7 protein-coding genes and 2 pseudogenes are annotated in these 16,119 nt (G+C 40.8%); 2 read left to right on the top strand and 7 right to left on the bottom strand.

Going from position 1 to position 16,119, the window contains the following annotated elements:
- Positions 1–2,446: pseudogene (locus L654_RS01000000126685) on the top strand (PAS-domain containing protein); the annotation flags it as partial.
- Between the two features lie 101 nt (positions 2,447–2,547).
- Here L654_RS01000000126685 and L654_RS01000000126680 read toward each other — a convergent pair.
- From L654_RS01000000126680 to L654_RS0122895, 4 genes and pseudogenes are all read right to left on the bottom strand, one after another.
- Positions 2,548–5,134 (bottom strand): annotated as a pseudogene (locus L654_RS01000000126680) (DUF2339 domain-containing protein).
- 126 nt (positions 5,135–5,260) lie between these two features.
- A complete protein-coding gene (locus L654_RS0122905; RefSeq protein ID WP_024609147.1) occupies positions 5,261–6,622 on the bottom strand; it encodes a hypothetical protein in 1,362 nt (453 codons plus the stop codon).
- A 164-nt stretch (positions 6,623–6,786) separates the two neighbouring features.
- The gene (locus L654_RS0122900; RefSeq protein WP_024609146.1) at positions 6,787–7,692 is read right to left on the bottom strand and encodes a GGDEF domain-containing protein; all 906 of its coding nucleotides are present in this window, start codon (positions 7,690–7,692) and stop codon (positions 6,787–6,789) included.
- A 97-nt stretch (positions 7,693–7,789) separates the two neighbouring features.
- Entirely contained in the window at positions 7,790–8,374 is a 585-nt protein-coding gene (locus L654_RS0122895) for a VTT domain-containing protein (protein ID WP_010554604.1), read from the bottom strand.
- Positions 8,375–8,883: 509 nt separating this feature from the next.
- On the opposite strand from L654_RS0122895, the gene L654_RS0122890 reads away from it, so the two are divergent.
- Positions 8,884–10,134: a TMEM143 family protein gene (locus L654_RS0122890; protein ID WP_024609145.1), complete on the top strand. Its 1,251-nt coding sequence runs from the start codon at positions 8,884–8,886 to the stop codon at positions 10,132–10,134.
- Positions 10,135–10,213: 79 nt separating this feature from the next.
- On the opposite strand, the gene L654_RS0122885 is transcribed toward L654_RS0122890, so the two are convergent.
- The 3 genes from L654_RS0122885 to L654_RS0122875 are packed head-to-tail and all read right to left on the bottom strand — an operon-like array spanning position 10,214 to position 15,866.
- Positions 10,214–13,360 (bottom strand): CusA/CzcA family heavy metal efflux RND transporter, encoded by a 3,147-nt coding sequence (locus tag L654_RS0122885; RefSeq protein WP_024609144.1) that lies wholly within the window; start codon positions 13,358–13,360, stop codon positions 10,214–10,216.
- 8 nt (positions 13,361–13,368) lie between these two features.
- Entirely contained in the window at positions 13,369–14,616 is a 1,248-nt protein-coding gene (locus L654_RS0122880; protein WP_024609143.1) for an efflux RND transporter periplasmic adaptor subunit, read from the bottom strand.
- On the bottom strand, positions 14,613–15,866 hold the full coding sequence (locus L654_RS0122875; RefSeq protein WP_024609142.1) for a TolC family protein: 1,254 nt from the start codon (positions 15,864–15,866) through the stop codon (positions 14,613–14,615). Before L654_RS0122875 ends, L654_RS0122880 begins: the two co-directional genes overlap by 4 nt.
- Positions 15,867–16,119 lie beyond the last annotated feature (253 nt).

The raw sequence follows: 16,119 nt of genomic DNA, 5'->3' as shown, positions 1-16,119 counted from the left end.
CCGCCACTGCAATGATAGTGGTAGCAACGCTTACATTAAGCACGATGATTTCAAACGATGTGGTATTACCCCTAATGCTACGTCGTAAATTTAAACGCAACTTAATTACCACCAGTTATAAGTCTCGAATTTTACTTGTAAGGCGCTTTGCTATTGCAGGCATATTAATTTTGGCCTATTTCTATCAGCAATGGTTTGGCCATAGCAGCGCACTGGCAAGTATGGGCTTAGTTGCTTTTTCACTTGTTACTCAATTATTACCCGCTATTGTGGGCGGCTTATACTGGCGAAAAGGCCATGCTTATGGGGTTTATGCAGGTTTAGTAGCGGGCTTTATTTGCTGGGTACTATTTTTAATGCTGCCAATACTCGATGCCGGTGCAACGCTTGATAGCGAGCTACAACAAACGCTTATAACACGCGGAACCTTGATAGCTTTGTTTGCCAATATTGGGTGTTATATTAGTTTTTCACTTGGGGCTGAGGAGCGCTTAATTGATAAGATTCAGGCAGCTGCTTTTGTTAACCCTAAAGATCAGGCTATTTTATCAAGGCGCTTAAATAAAGACGTAAAAGCCACTGTTTACGACTTTAAAATACTACTGCAAACCTTTTTAGGTATTCAGCGCAGCCAACAAGTATTGGCGCATTACGCACTCGCCCATCACTTGAGCGATAACAACGCACACCCAGAGCCTGAATTTATAGCCTACTGCGAACGCGCGTTAACAGGCGTGCTTGGCGCATCGTCCGCACAAGCATTAATACATACGGTATCGTCGGGTAAGCGTATGGCGTTTGAAGAAGTTGTAAACTTTTTTGACGAAACCACACAAGCGCTGCAATTTAATCAAAATTTGTTATTTACCTCACTCGAAAATTTAAGCCATGGTATTTCGGTTGTCGATAAAGATTTAAAGCTAGTAGCTTGGAATAAGCGCTACAGCGAAATGTTTGGCTACCCTGAAGGATTTTTAGAAGTAGGCCAACCCATAGAAGATATTATTAGATACAACGCTAACCGTGGTGAATGTGGCCCTGGCGAAATAGAACGCCAAGTAGAAAAACGTGTGCAGCATTTAAAATACGGCAGNGCTCGCATCACTTTATTCGCCACCGTCGTAATGGCCAAGTATACGAAATGATTGGTAATCCGCTGCCCGATGGCGGATTTGTTACCAGCTTTTCGGATATTACCAATCACATAAGTACGCAAAATGCGCTTGAAGAAGTAAACATGGATCTTGAAAACCGCATAGAAGCGCGAACTCAAGAAGTGCAAACCATTAATAGAGACTTACAAGCTCAAATAGATAGCCGTGTACAAACCGAGCAAGCACTTACTTTAGCCAAACGAGAAGCAGAGCAAGCCAACGACAGTAAAACGCGCTTTCTAGCACTGGCGAGCCACGACATTTTACAGCCGTTAAACGCAGCACGTTTATACCTTGCTGCGATTGACGAAAAGCAACTCGACAGCACTAACCAAAACAGTTTTGAAAAATTAGGCGACAGTCTCGATTCAACCGTGCATTTAATGTCGGCACTACTTGAAATAGCCAAGCTAGAACAAGGCGCTATGACCCCAACTCCTCGCCACTTTTATATTGAAGATATTTTAGCGCCATTGCAAAGTGAATACGCTATTTTATCAAGTGATAAAGGCCTTAAGCTTAGTGTGCGTTCTAACCAACAAATTGTGCACAGCGATATAACCTATTTACGCCGAATTATTCAAAACTTGGTCTCTAATGCAGTTAAATACACCGATAATGGCCGTGTATTAATTGCCTGTAGGAACCGAAAGCACAATTTACGAATAGAAGTATGGGATACAGGCCCTGGTATTAGCGAAGTAGAGCAAGCTAAAATATTTAACGACTTTTACCGTGTTGAGTCGGGCGATAACAAAGGCGTAGGCTTAGGCTTAGGTGTGGTAAAACGTATGGCTGACTTATTAAGTTTGCCGCTTGATGTGCATTCTGAGCCTAACAAGGGTAGCCGCTTTAGCATTGAAGTACCTTATGGCGACGAGCAGTTTGTACAACAAAAAAGTACGACAAACAGCCTAATAGAAAACCGTGCCGCAATTAATATTGTTGCCGTAGACGACGACCCTGAAAACCTAGCTGCAATGGCAAGCTTACTTAAAAAGTGGCAAGCTAATTACACGCTATTTGATAATGTAAATAATGTACTGGCGTACGCTAAGCAAAACGGTGCACCCGATGTTATTTTAATGGACTACCAATTAGGCAATGACTGCGATGGCATAACGCTAATTAAAACCCTGCGCGAAATTTGGCAAAGCCAAGTACCCGCTATTTTAATTACCGCAGTGCGCGACACCGAGCTTAAACAAGAAACCAAAGCCGCTAATATTCATTATTTAAGTAAACCAATTAAACCGGGTAAACTAAAGGCACTGCTTAATCACAGTACATAATAAGCTAGTCAAAAGTATTCTAGTTAAAAGCTATCAAGTAATAGCGTAAAACAAAAAGCCCAGTATCTTCACTGGGCTTTGCTTTATAAAGTGTTCAAAAGTTAAACTGGATTTACTCGGCTTCTAAGCTTTTGGAACAACCAACTTAACCCCACCAACGAAAGTCCTAATCCAATAAACGAAAGCGCTTTAAGTAAGCCCTCCAAGTTAGCCATATCAATTAAAAACACTTTAACAATAACTGCAGCTAGTAAGCCTAAGCCTACTTTTTGTATTAATAACTGGTTTTTTAAATGACCAAAAATAACAGTACCCGCACCCATTACTAACCAAATAACAGAGTAGCTATAAAGCTCTGCATTACTTGCGCCTTTTGATAAGTAAATGTAAGGACCTTGCCAGTACTGGCGAATAAAGCTATTTATTGCCAATAATATAAACCCACCCGCAACNCGTTAATCCTGCAGGTACTAACCACAATAGTAATAACCAGTTAAATATTGGCAGCTCACCTATGTAAAGTGATTCAAATAATGGGTTGTCGTCAAGCAGTGTTTTAATAGCAAAAAGCCCTGCTAACCCTGCAAGTGCAAAGCCCGCCACTTGGTATAACTTAGCTAAAGTACCGGCAAGTTTTGCTCTATGTAAATACACGCACCCTAATGCCAGCCAGTTACAGGTAAGGAGTATTTGTTCATAAAAATTAAGTGAATCAAATTGCGGATAATGTCCTACTAACTGATAACTTGTTTCGGTTGTAATAAAAAGCGCTAAACAATGAAGGGCTGCACCTTCTAACCATACTTTTAATTGAGATGCTTTAAAGCACCTAGCTGCGGCAAAAAATAACGCAATGCATAACGGGTAAACCACTATACTCCAATGCAAACCAAATACCGTGAGTGCATCGTAACTTGGCGTCCAAGGTGAAAGCGTAAGGCGCAGTAATAACGCAGCAACCAAAGCTTTTATAGGCCAATGTGGCATAGGCACGCTATAGCGTTTAATAAGTACGCTTATAAGCAATACTTGCACTGCAAGTGCAATGGTTAAACCGCTGTCACTTAGTAGCATGGTTATTGCTAACGTAATATTGGCATTAGCGCCTACCCAGTATGTAAAGCGCTGAAAAAGCGTTGTATTATGTTGCGCGAGCTTTATTAAAATAGCCGCCACTATAAACAATACAACGGCCCAAAGTGGATATGCAGTACTTAACGCAGAATTAGGAATAAGCGTATATAAAGTCGCTATCATTACAAATGCGCTAAATGCCCCCGTAATATGAAACGCTAAACGCTTAATCTGTTTTTTACCGTAATAAAGCCCAAAAGCAGTAAGTAACAATCCGAGTAATAAACCCAAACCGTATTCATTTTTGAATATAAAGAGGGCGTCATCAAATAGATTTGGCGAAAGATGCGTGCGTTCAGCGCCTATCACTAATAGCGTTGAAATAACTAACGCTACGCCCTGCCAAATATCCCAACGGCTATTTTTAAGGACTAAAAACAACACCAATACAATACTTAACACGCCGATTGCTTGCCACTGCATATCAAAGTGACTTATTAGCATGGTAAATATTAAGGGCGTTATAAAAGCGAGTAATAATGCATGATCTGGAAGCACTTTAATTAAACGTTTTAAACTGTGCGGGCGGTGCTCTCTAACATTCAATTTTAAGCCCAATCGCGGTATAGCAATTAACCCAATAATACTCAGTAGAGCAAACGTTCCCATTAACCAAACTGTATTAATTTTAAGTAATGTAAAACCAACTAAATACCAACCAATATGCCCTGCCCATAATAAATACCACAACCAAGCTCGCTGTACTTTATGTGCAACTAACGCGGCTGACAAACTTACAAAGCCAACATACATAAATAATGCAAACAAGTTACCACTGCCAGTGCTAACCCATATTGGTACACTATAAGCGCCAATAATACCTAGTACAGCCAATAATGGGCCGAGCCTAAGCGCCATTGCACTTGCACTAATCGCAATAACTGCCAGTGCAAAAAATGCCACGGTAGGGCTAAGCATATCGTAGCTACTGTAAGCTAAAAGCGTTAAAGCAAAACAGGTAATAAACCCGCCGCTTGCAAGCGCTGCGGGTATGTAATTATTAAAGCCTTCAAATACAATGCGTTTATGGTGTAAATAAGCTGCGGCTGCAATTAGGCCAAGCCCAAATAAGCCACCTAAACTCAACCTCATTACAGGCGATAGTAATCCAGCTTCTAGGCTGTATTTAGCTAAAAATATGCCCCCAAACGCAAGCGCTATTGCGCCTATCCAGGTCATCCAGTTCTCTTCAAACCCTGCGCGTAATTTATTAAATAGTAATTCTATGGCTGATGCTTCAGCTGGTTTGGCTTTTTTAGGAGGCGCTGATAGCTGATTTATTACAGGTGGCAACGCGTTTTGGGACGTTAAATTTGGCTGTGTTTTATGAGCAATTGGCTCTGATCTTGAAAGCGCTGCCTGAGCCGTAGATGCTTCACTTTGAGGTTCACTTTGCGATATCGATTTATGTGTTTGTAGATGTGTTATTTTGGCCCTTAAAACAGCAACTTCTTGTTTTAATCCATTTAACTGCACTAGCGCTATTAAGCCGCAAATAGCACCGGCAACTACAACCAGTATTACTATGACGGCTAACCCAACTAAATCATCCATGGCACACTCTTATTAATTATTATGCCCTGAGTGTACCTAATTATTAATGAGTAGGTAAATTTTGTTCAATAAAAAAGCCTAAGTACTTAAAGTGCTTAGGCTTTATGCTACTTAATATGTTTAGATTTATTCAACACTATCGGTAATAGTGCGCTCTAGGGTCATTTTATAACCTGAGCTTGTTGTTTCATCATGCTCTAAAATCAATATGTAGTTACCCTCTTGTGTAAAGTCCATATCGCTTTGTTGAATAAGCACAATTTGCTGACCATTATCTTCATATACAACATAAACAGTGTAAATTTCGTTATCTACAACCTGCTCTTCTTGGTCATACTTATCTAGGCCATCGACTACGTTACTGGTGTCGTCTACTGTTTCGCCGTTAAGTGTAAAGTACACATCAACATCTGAAACCGATTGCCCTGCGTAGCTTTCAATTAGGTTTACAACCGATACCGTATGGCTGTAACTACTTGGTGTTAGGTTTTCTTCAACGCTCATCATACGTAAACCGTTATCAACGTCGTTATAAAAAATACCCACCGCACTTTGCTCACGCTCTAGCGTCATTAAAAAGTTATCAGCTAGTTTTGTACCTTCTTCGTCGTACATCGCTACGCTGTAACTATTAGGCGAAAGTTCAACATAATCGGTATAAGAGTCACTAGCAACTGTATTTGTTGTGTTTACAGTTGTACCGCGTGTAGCAGAAAAGCTTACTGGCGAGTAGTCATCAACCGTATTTATAAAACGTAATTGCCCCAGGGCAGATTGATGTTTAAGCTCAGTAACGTAGTTGTTATCGGTTACTACATCAAGCGTAATACCGCCTTCTTCTGTAGCATAACTTGGGCGGATCATTGCTACATAGCTTGCTTCGTCGTATAAATAAACAGATGACGACTCGTACACAACATCACTGCTGCCCGCTTCTGTTATGTAAACAGTGTAATAGCCTTCATCAATGCTTTGCAGATCTAACTCACTTAAATATTGAGCCGATGAAAAAAGTGTCGCGCTTTCAAATACGCCATCATCAGTTGCTAAATAAATATCGTAGTTAGTGTCCTCCCCTGCAATATTGTAAAACCCTAAGTTAAACTCACCCGTATCGCTTGTAATAGGTACGCTAAGCTCTGTAAATGTAGGCTCATCAAAGTTGCCGCTCATTACTACTAACTGTGTTTTGTCGCCTTTAATAGAAATTTCTTGGTCGCTAATTGTTATATAGCTGTCGTTAGCATCTAGGTATTCAAAACTTACATCATAAGTGCCTGTGCTGTAGTTATGGCGAGTAGTTACATCGGCAAAATCAGCGCCTGAACGTTCTGTTTCTTCAACAAACAAACGTGTGTATGGGCTATTGTAAGAGCCGTTATACAATTGGATGTAACCTGTAGAGCTTGAGCTATCATCAGAGCCACAGCCCGACAAAACAGTAATTAGACTTAAGGGTAATGCAGCTTTTAAAAGGGAGTTGGTCATTAAGGTTATTCCTTATTATTAATATCCCCATTATGACCCAAACATTCTATTTTAATTTCATGATTTACAAAGCATTACCCTCACTGACATTTCCTTACGAAAACGTTAAAAAGTGTAGTAAATGTGCAAACAATAAGGACGTGTTTTTATATAGTTAAAAACGCTTACGGGGCAATTTCAAAACGATCTCGGCCATTCTTCTTAGCTAAATATAAAGCTTGATCAGCGCGCTTCATTACTTTATCTAACGGCTCATTGGGCGTTTGCATTGCAACACCTATACTTACTGTTAAGTGGCGAGAATTTTGAACATTTATGGTGTGCGCAAGATCAATTAATTGCTGCGAAAAATCACACGCTTGCGTCATATTATTTATAGGCAAGTAGCCACCAAATTCTTCACCACCGAGGCGAGCAAATTTGTTTTGGTGCGTAAAAGCATTGTCGTATTTAGTTGCTAGTTCTTTAAGCACCACATCACCAACATCATGACCAAATTCATCATTAATTGCTTTAAAGTGGTCTATATCTACAATTAAAATAACGTAAGGTGAGTGCTGAGCATCTTTAGCGTGCTGATAAAAATAACGTCTATTATGTACCTTGGTTAAATCGTCAATAATTAGCTCACGCGCTAATCGATTATTAATACTTTGTATAAAGCGCATCGTTTTAAATAAACCATAGGAAGTTAAAAGCATGCCGCTGGTTCTGCATAAATCTTCAAAATAAATACTTACCCAGTAAGGCTGTATCACTATCTCATCGATTAAATCAGCTGTATTACCCATGGACCAGAGCATTAATCCGAGAGTCGAAAATGTATATGCAAGCTTTGAAAGTTTGGAGCACTGAACCATCCAAAATAAAAAAATAAGAACAATTAAATTAATAAAATCAGTTGTAAAACCGTAAACATTATTTTGAACTTGTAAGGGAGGAAAGTTAGTTAGGGAGTAGGCTGAAAAAATAACAATATAAGCTAATAAAAATAGGCTTACAGTTTTATTTTTCCAGCTCATTTTAAAAAAATTAGAAAGCCTGATAGTGAGTTTTACAGTTTCAATCATATTAACCCTAAGCTTTTCGATACTATATTAAAAAACTATAGCACATTACCAAAAAGGCTTATTAGAATAAGGTGGTTAATAACCTTTAATAATGAGCTTAAATCACCAAGCTTAATCCCCAAACTCCTAACACAAGTAACGTTATTAAAACCATTGCCTTAGTTTTGTGTTTACTAATGATTCGCTCAGCTTCATTACCTGCATAATAAACAATAATAGCCAGACCAAAGTAACGAATAGAACGCGCAATACCCGAGGCCAACAAAAACAGCCAAATAGAGTACTTAGTCGCGCCAGCTGCAAGCATCGCTATTTGAAACGGAATAGGCACTATGCCTAGTGTTATTACAAACCAAAAACCTTGATCTTGCATTTGCTGTTTAACGTTTTCAAATTGCTCAGGGCTCGAAAACGTATTAATAATCCAATCGCCAACCGCATCAAATAAATAATAACCCAACGCATAACCAAACAAAGCGCCTACTATGCAGCCCAAGGTCGCCATTAATGCTATAAGCCATAGCTTTTCTCGACGAGCCTGCATAAGAGGCACAAGCACTGCTTCAAGTGGAATAGGAACTATGGTTGACTCTAAAAACGACGCCACTGTAATACCGCTAAGCATATGCTTAGAGTCAATAAAATTACGCGTTTTTTCTTTTAGCTTTTTTTGAATGGCCATAGTAAATCCTTTTCACTTATCAGTAAGAACAAGAGTATTCAATAAGCCAATAATTACACATTTAGGTTAATACACGCTGAAAACAGTGTACTAAATTTATCAGGTCCTAGGGCGTATTGATCTTTGTGGATTGAAATTTGTTCAATCTAGGGGCGATTAAATCGCGGCGCGAGGTTTGTAACCTAGTAGGCTAAGTAAAAATCGAGCAAAGCTTCCGCGTCCTGCTCACGCCCCTTACCTACATCCATGCAGGCAACAAAGAGTTAATCGTCCCTAGAAAGAACCCAGAGGGCAGCGCATGTTTGGTATTTATGCTGCGTTATCGCCTTATTTATGGGGAATAACCACACTACATAGGCTCTGCCTTGCCTAAAAACCAAACACACAGCTGCAAATTCAACCACCAATGATCAATACGCCCTACTGCATTAACAAATTAGTAATATCCATAATAATATTTTATTATGTGCCAATGCAGTTAGATTCCCTATCACAGTAGTTATTAATTTATGCAAAGTGCGCGTTTTATTCCCTTTAGAAAGCAAGATATTGTTGATATGTGTAGCGAAGAGCTTAAAAGCAGTACACAAAAAACATCGTTTAAACAATTTTGCGATTTACTAGCAAGCCTTATTCATTACGATTACCACTCAACACTTGAGTCACTTAAAAACAACTACGCCCCTTTTGATCCCAACAGTGACACGCGATCGTTAGCGCCAGTATCGGCGGATCAAAAAGCGCAGTGCCAACATGAGTTTGCTAAAGATTTTGCTAAGGTGCTTAATGCCGCTAACTTTGAGGTGATCACCAATGAAGACTTACAAGAGGCGTTAAACGAAGAATCACTATTTAAGGTGCGCCTTGAAGTTGAGTTTGATGACTTTGAAGAAGTGGTTTTTTATCGCCGTGGCGAGTCGCAACTCACTGAAACGATTACCAGCTTTTGGGGCTTGCGTAAAAAGCCGCTGCATTTTACTAATTACGATCGTGTTGCGGTGTTTATTCGCTTTAAAGATAGCGCTTATTTTGAAGCTAAAAACAAAACGCCACTTGGATTTGAGCCAAGCTCAACCATAGTAAAGTTGTTTCAAAATGTGCCTAAGGCCGATCTCGAAATGCTATTTCCTAATAGTGAAGTACGCATGCGCCCTATTGATAAAGCAATTATTGGCTCATCGGCTTTAGTTGGCGGTGCAGTGGTGCTTATAACCAAACTTGGCGCATCAATCGTATTATTGCTTGCTCTGTTTGCTTTTTGGGGTGGTTTTAGAAGTGAAGCTGTAGAAATGACCCAACAACATTTTATTACCTTTGCTATTGGCATGGGAGTATTTGGCAGCTTTATTTTTAAAGAATGGAGTAAGTTTAAAAACCGTAAAATTAAATTTATGAAAGCGCTTAGCGATAACCTCTACTTTAAAAACCTTGATAATAACGCGGGTGTTTTTCACACGCTTATTGACGCTGCCGAAGAAGAAGACATAAAAGAAGCGCTGCTTGCGTATACCTTTTTACTAAAATCAGAAAGCGGCTTAACCGCACAAACGCTTGATGAGCAAATAGAGCATTGGTTTAAAAGCAAATACCAATGCGATCTTGATTTTGAAATTAGCGATGCACTTGAAAAGCTAGTACATATGCGCTTGGTAACGTGTAGTAACGAAATAGAGAGTGATAAAGTGTATAGCGCACTGAGTTTAGAACACGCAAAAACGATATTAGATGAGCGTTGGGATAATCTGTTTCAATATAATTAACCTGCTCTCAGATTAATTAGTTTAAAAAAGCAGCTGTAAGTACAGCTGCTTTTTTGATTACATCATTAATAGCTAGTATTTAAGCTAATTCAGCTTCTGCTTTTTTAGTAAATTTAGAATGTACTAACTTATAAAGCGCGGGCAAAATTAACAGTGTTAGTAATGTTGATGAAATAATCCCGCCAACCACTACTGTCGCGAGAGGTTTTTGCATTTCAGAACCCGTTCCCGAATTAAGCGCCATAGGTATAAAGCCTAAACTTGCCACCAGCGCTGTCATCAGTACTGGGCGCAGGCGCTGTAATGCACCGCTGTGAATTGCATCAAACAAACTTAAACCATCGCTTCGTAACTGCTTAATAAACGACAGCATAACTACGCCGTTTAATACCGCTACACCACTTAGGGCAATAAAGCCGACACCTGCTGATATTGAAAGCGGCATATCGCGCAGCAATAACGCAAGCACACCACCCGTTAATGCCAGTGGCACACCACTAAATATAATCAATGAATCACGAAGCGATCCAAAGGCGCTATACAGTAAGCCAAATATAAGTAATAAAGTGACCGGCACAACCAACGACAATCGCTTACTTGCTGATTGTAGCTGCTCAAACGTGCCGCCGTATTCAAGCCAATAGCCACTTGGTAAGTTAAGTGATTCATTCATGCTTGCTTGCGCATCACTTACAAAGCTTGCTAAATCGCGCCCTTCCACATTGGCAGTTACCACTACGTTACGCTTACCACTTTCGCGGTTTATTTGATTAGGCCCTTTTTCAATGCTAATTGTTGCCACTTCGCCAAGCGGTACAAACGCAAGTTCTGGGTTACTATCTTTAGGTAAAGCAACTGGCAAACGAGCAAGTGCTGATACATCGCTAGACCAACGTTTATCAAGGCGTACTAATAACGAAAAACGTTTATCGCCTTCGTAAATTAGTCCGGTTTGCACACCACCAACAGCGGCGGCAAGTGTTTGTTGAATATCGTTTACGCTTAAACCCAATAACGCCATATGGTCGCGCATTGGTGTTACCGAAAGTGTTGGCAATCCTTCCATTTGCTCCAAACGTACATCGGTAGCACCTGCAATATTACGCATTAGCCCTGTGGCTTTTTCGCCAAACTCTTTAAGTACGCTTAAGTCGTCACCATAAATACGCAGTGCCACATCGGCGCGCACGCCAGCAATTAACTCATTAAAGCGCATTTCTATTGGTTGTGTAAATTCGTAATTATTACCAGGGACATCGTTAACACGGGTACGAATTTGCTGAACCAATTCTGCTTTAGTAAGTGCTGGATTAGGCCACTCATCTTGCGGTTTGAGTATTAAAAAGGTGTCGGCAACATTGGGCGGCATAGGATCGCTTGCTACATCGGCAGTACCAATTTTTGAAAATACGTTAGCAACCTCAGGCTGATCTAATATGGCTTGCTCAAGCTCTTTTTGCATTTGCACAGATTGCTCAATACCGGTGCCAGTAATGCGCAGCGCGTGCATGGCAATATCGCCTTCATCAAGTTTCGGTAAAAATTCTGCGCCCATGTTTTTAACTTTAAAACCAAGCACCAATACTAATGCCGTGGCAATACCCACCATCAACCACGGTAATTTAAGCGATATACCAAGTAATGGCTTATACACTTTTTTAACGCCGCGCATGACTGCATTTTCGGTTTCATCAACCTTACCGCGAACAAACACTGCAATAGCAGCAGGTACAAAGGTAACGCCAAATATAAGCGCGCCAATTAACGCCGCAACTACAGTAAATGCCATTGGCTGAAACATTTTGCCTTCAACGCCGCTTAGTGCAAATAAAGGTAAGTAAACCAGCATAATAATAACAATGCCAAACACAGCCGGTGTAAATACTTCTTTGGTGGCTGCGGTCACTACATTTAAACGCTCGTTTAAGGTAAGTAGCCTGCCATGTTTATGCTGAGCTACACCGAGTTGGCGCAGGCAGTTTTCAACAACAATTACAGCGCCATCAACAATTAAACCAAAGTCGATTGCGCCTAGGCTCATTAGATTACCCGATACGCGATTACCCACCATACCTGTAACGGCAAACAACATACTCAACGGAATAACCATTGCCGTAATAAGCGCGCCCGTTACATTACCCAGCAGTAATAGCAAAATTACTATCACTAAAACGGCACCTTCAAATAAGTTGGTTTGCACGGTTGCTATGGTTTTATCAACAAGAGTTGTGCGGTCGTAAACCGCTTCAACAATAACGCCAGCGGGTAAGCTTTTTTGCACATCAACTAACTTATCAGCCATGGCTTTTGCCACTATGCGGCTGTTTTCGCCAATTAGCATCATGGCGGTGCCGAGCACGGTTTCTTCGCCGTTATAAGTGGCCGCGCCGGTTCTAAGCTCTTTGCCTAAAAACACGTTAGCCACATCTTTAATGCGTACAGGTGCATCGTCGCGCTTAGCTATAACGGTATTGGCTATGTCATCAATGGTTTTAAGCTGCCCAGGCGAGCGTACTAAATATTGCCCGTCAAAGCGTTCAATATAGCCTGCGCCTCGGTTACTGTTATTAACCTCAAGTGCACTAATTACATCGCTAATAGTAAGCTTATAGGCAATGAGTTTTTCGGGCACTGGCGCTGCTTGGTATTGACGCTCAAAACCACCTTGGCTGTTTATTTCGGTTACGCCTTTTACTTTTAAAAGCTGCGGACGAATAACCCAATCTTGCAAAGTACGTAAGTCTTCGGCGTTGTAGGCAGTGCCATCTTCTTTTAACGCATTAGGCGCGGCGTGCACACTATAAGTAAATATTTCGCCTAAACCACTGGCAATAGGACCCAAGTTTGGCTCTACGTTATTAGGTAAGTCGGAGCGAATACTTTGAATACGCTCACCAATTTGCTGACGTGCCCAATAAATATCGGTGCCTTCATTAAAAATAACCGTTACTTGCGAAAGCCCATAACGCGAAAGCGAACGGGTGTAGTCAAGCTTAGGTATGCCCGCCATGGCGGTTTCTACCAAATAGGTAATGCGTTGCTCTACCTCTAATGGCGTAAAGCCCTGCGCTTTGGTATTAATTTGCACTTGTACGTTTGTTATATCGGGTACTGCGTCTACTGCTAAATTTTGAATGTTGTATACACCAAATCCAGCAAATAAAAATGTAAGCGCAAGCACCAGCATGCGGCGTTTAACCGCAAAAGAAACTATCCAATTAATCATGGTGCCTCCTAGTGAGCGTGGCTTGCGCCGCTTTTTAAAATATCAGCTTTAATGACATAACTATTGTCTGTTACGTATTCGCTACCTGCGTTTAAGCCTGTAAGTACTTCTACCCACTCGCTATTTTTTGCACCTAAGGTAACGGGGCGCACTTCAAATACATTATTTTTACGAACAAACACACTGGGTTGACCGTTAAATTCTTGAATTGCTTGTGGCTTTACACGCACGCTGGCATTTATTTTAGCCACACTTACATCGCTATTTATATGCATGCCTGGGCGCCAATGCCCGTCTGGATTATTAAGCTCTATACGGGCGCGCGCTATGTGCCCGCCAGTCATCATTGGGGCTATAAAAAACACTTTTCCTTGCGTATTTAAATGATGATGCAAGTCGTACACTTTAGCGCTTTGACCAATGGCTAGCTTTTCAATGTTTTCAGGAAAAGCCGATAACTCAACCCATACTTTATCAAGGTTAACTACCTGCATTAGTGCGCTGGTGCTTGCAAGCTCGCCACGTTTTAAGTATTGCTCGGTTACAACGCCGCTAATTGGGCTTTTAATAGGGTAGTTTTGCAGTGTTTCGCGGTTGGTTACATTGGCAAGTACTTCGCCTTTTTTAACGTTTTGACCAATGCTTACAAAAATATCACTGATCAATCCGGCATACGGCGCCATTACTTCTACCGTGCCGTGCTGCGTTGGTGCAATAACGCCAAAAAGCGTATCGGTAATATCCACTTCACCACTTTGCGCTATCTCGGTTTTAATGCCAGCGCGCTCAATAGCTCGCTCTGTTAGCGTAGTTTGCCCTTCGTGTTGATCGTACTCATAGCTAATGCTCTCACCGTTATAATTAGCAGTAACGGTAAGTGCAAACGAATGCGGTTCGTTAATTGATTGCGTGCTCACAAGGTAGTCGCCCTCAGCTGTAAACTGTATATTTTGCGGGGCTTCAACTAAACGTTTTAAACTCATTGTTATGTTTAAGTCGTTTATATTAATTGGCTTATTTTGTTTATAGCCGTATACACGTAGCTCAACATTACCTGCAAATTCTTGCAATTTAAGCTCAAGTGTTAATTTAGGGTCAGTTAATAAAAAGCCGCCGTGTGGACCTTGTTTTTTCTCGTGTTGCTCTGTTTCTTTATGACCTGACTCGCCATGCTCAGCAGAGGCAAATACATCTGTGCTTACAAAGCTGCTGGCAAACGAAAGTGATACTAGTAATGCGATTATATTTTTATTCATGATTGATGAGTCTCAATTAAAGATTGGCCTGTTAAACGCTCAAGAGTAAGTAGCACTTGGTACAGCTCTGCGTGAGTGGTAATAAGTGTGCGTTTAGAATCAAAAAGTGCTTGTTGAGCATCAAGCAATTGCAACACCGAAATTTGTCCGCGTTGATAACTTTTTAGGCTTTGCTCAATCAATGTTTGTGCCTGAGGAATAATTTGATCAGATAATAGCTTTGCCTGATTAGCTCGACCTTGATAATAAGCGTACAAAGTACGTACTTGCTGGCGTAGCTGGATGCGCAATTGCCCTTGCTGCTCATTTAAAAGCATGAGCTGACTATTTGCAGCTGCAATATTTCCGCTATTTGAATTACTTAATTGCAGTGGCATAGAAAACGAAAACACTAATGAGCTGGAGTCGCTTTGTTGGTTATAGCGCACGCCTCCCCCTACATTAATATCGGTTTGTCCGTTTGCTTTTTGCAGTGTTAAATTAGCTGTTTGCTGTAAATATTGCTGTTGTAATAATGCAAATTCAGGGGCTTGGTTAACCGCATCTAAAAGTGCTTGCGCTGATTTAAGCGCAGTAATTGCATTAATATTGCCAGCAAAAGTATCGTAGGATTGCTCCTCACTCCACAGCTCGTTAAGCGATAAACTGGCTCGCTCAAATTCACTATTAAGCATGGCTTTATCAAGCTCTACTTGGCTAAGTGCATAACGCATGCGCGTTACATCAGCTTGCGACGCAGCACCCGCATTGGCTCTTTGTTCAATCGCTTTAAGCGCCTGGGTAACTACCTGTTTACGCTCGTTGTTTAAACTTAATAATGTTTGAAATTTAAGCCCTTGGTAGTATCGCTCAGCAGTGGTTGCTAATAAGGCTAAACGGGTATTTTGATACTGTATTGCTTGGGCTTTAATATTGGCGGTTGCGTAATTAATTCGGCTTTGGCGCTTATCGCCCAGCTCTATTAGTTGGCTAAGCCCAAGCGTTATTTCAGCGCCTTGAATGCCACGCGCCTTGTTAGTGCCAAGTAAGTTTTCAGCTTCAACATTCAATACAGGGTTAGGCGAAAGTGCAGCTTGAGATTTAAGCGCACTCAATATTTTTTGATGATAAGGGTAGCGTTTTAATACCAGATTTTGTTGTTCGGTATTACTCAGTGCCTGCTTTAGGGTTAATGTTTTAACATTCGCCAAAGTACTAAAAGCAGGTAGCGCGCACATTAGCGCCACCAGCATAATTGGTTTTTTATTCATATAGCGTGTCCGTTTTTTAACAAACAGAGTTAACTTAATCACTACGCCTATTTTAAAAACAAGCGCGATCAAGCAACCTAAATATGTAAATAACTAGCCTAATAGCGCACAAGCGCAGGCAGTTTTTTACAAAGTATTTAAAATTAAAAACTAACTAAGTGAATTGGGTGGCGGTACATCTGGCGGGTAATTTAACCCGTTATAGCACGCAGGCGAAGTTGCTTTACTTTGCTCTGGGCTTATTGAGTGGCTA

The organism is Pseudoalteromonas sp. TAB23, assembly GCF_000498075.1.
GTDB classification, from domain to species: domain Bacteria; phylum Pseudomonadota; class Gammaproteobacteria; order Enterobacterales; family Alteromonadaceae; genus Pseudoalteromonas; species Pseudoalteromonas arctica.
The sequence above is the reverse complement of the archived record's forward strand: the minus strand, read 5'-3'. Positions and strand labels throughout refer to the sequence as shown.

What these genes read in the sequence shown, in the direction of transcription:
- L654_RS0122880 (WP_024609143.1), bottom strand. Translation starts at nt 14,616, where the DNA reads ATGAATAAAAATATAATCGCATTACTAGTATCACTTTCGTTTGCCAGC.
- L654_RS0122890 (WP_024609145.1), top strand. Translation starts at nt 8,884, where the DNA reads ATGCAAAGTGCGCGTTTTATTCCCTTTAGAAAGCAAGATATTGTTGAT.
- L654_RS0122900 (WP_024609146.1), bottom strand. Translation starts at nt 7,692, where the DNA reads ATGATTGAAACTGTAAAACTCACTATCAGGCTTTCTAATTTTTTTAAA.
- L654_RS0122905 (WP_024609147.1), bottom strand. Translation starts at nt 6,622, where the DNA reads ATGACCAACTCCCTTTTAAAAGCTGCATTACCCTTAAGTCTAATTACT.
- L654_RS0122895 (WP_010554604.1), bottom strand. Translation starts at nt 8,374, where the DNA reads ATGGCCATTCAAAAAAAGCTAAAAGAAAAAACGCGTAATTTTATTGAC.
- L654_RS0122875 (WP_024609142.1), bottom strand. Translation starts at nt 15,866, where the DNA reads ATGAATAAAAAACCAATTATGCTGGTGGCGCTAATGTGCGCGCTACCT.
- L654_RS0122885 (WP_024609144.1), bottom strand. Translation starts at nt 13,360, where the DNA reads ATGATTAATTGGATAGTTTCTTTTGCGGTTAAACGCCGCATGCTGGTG.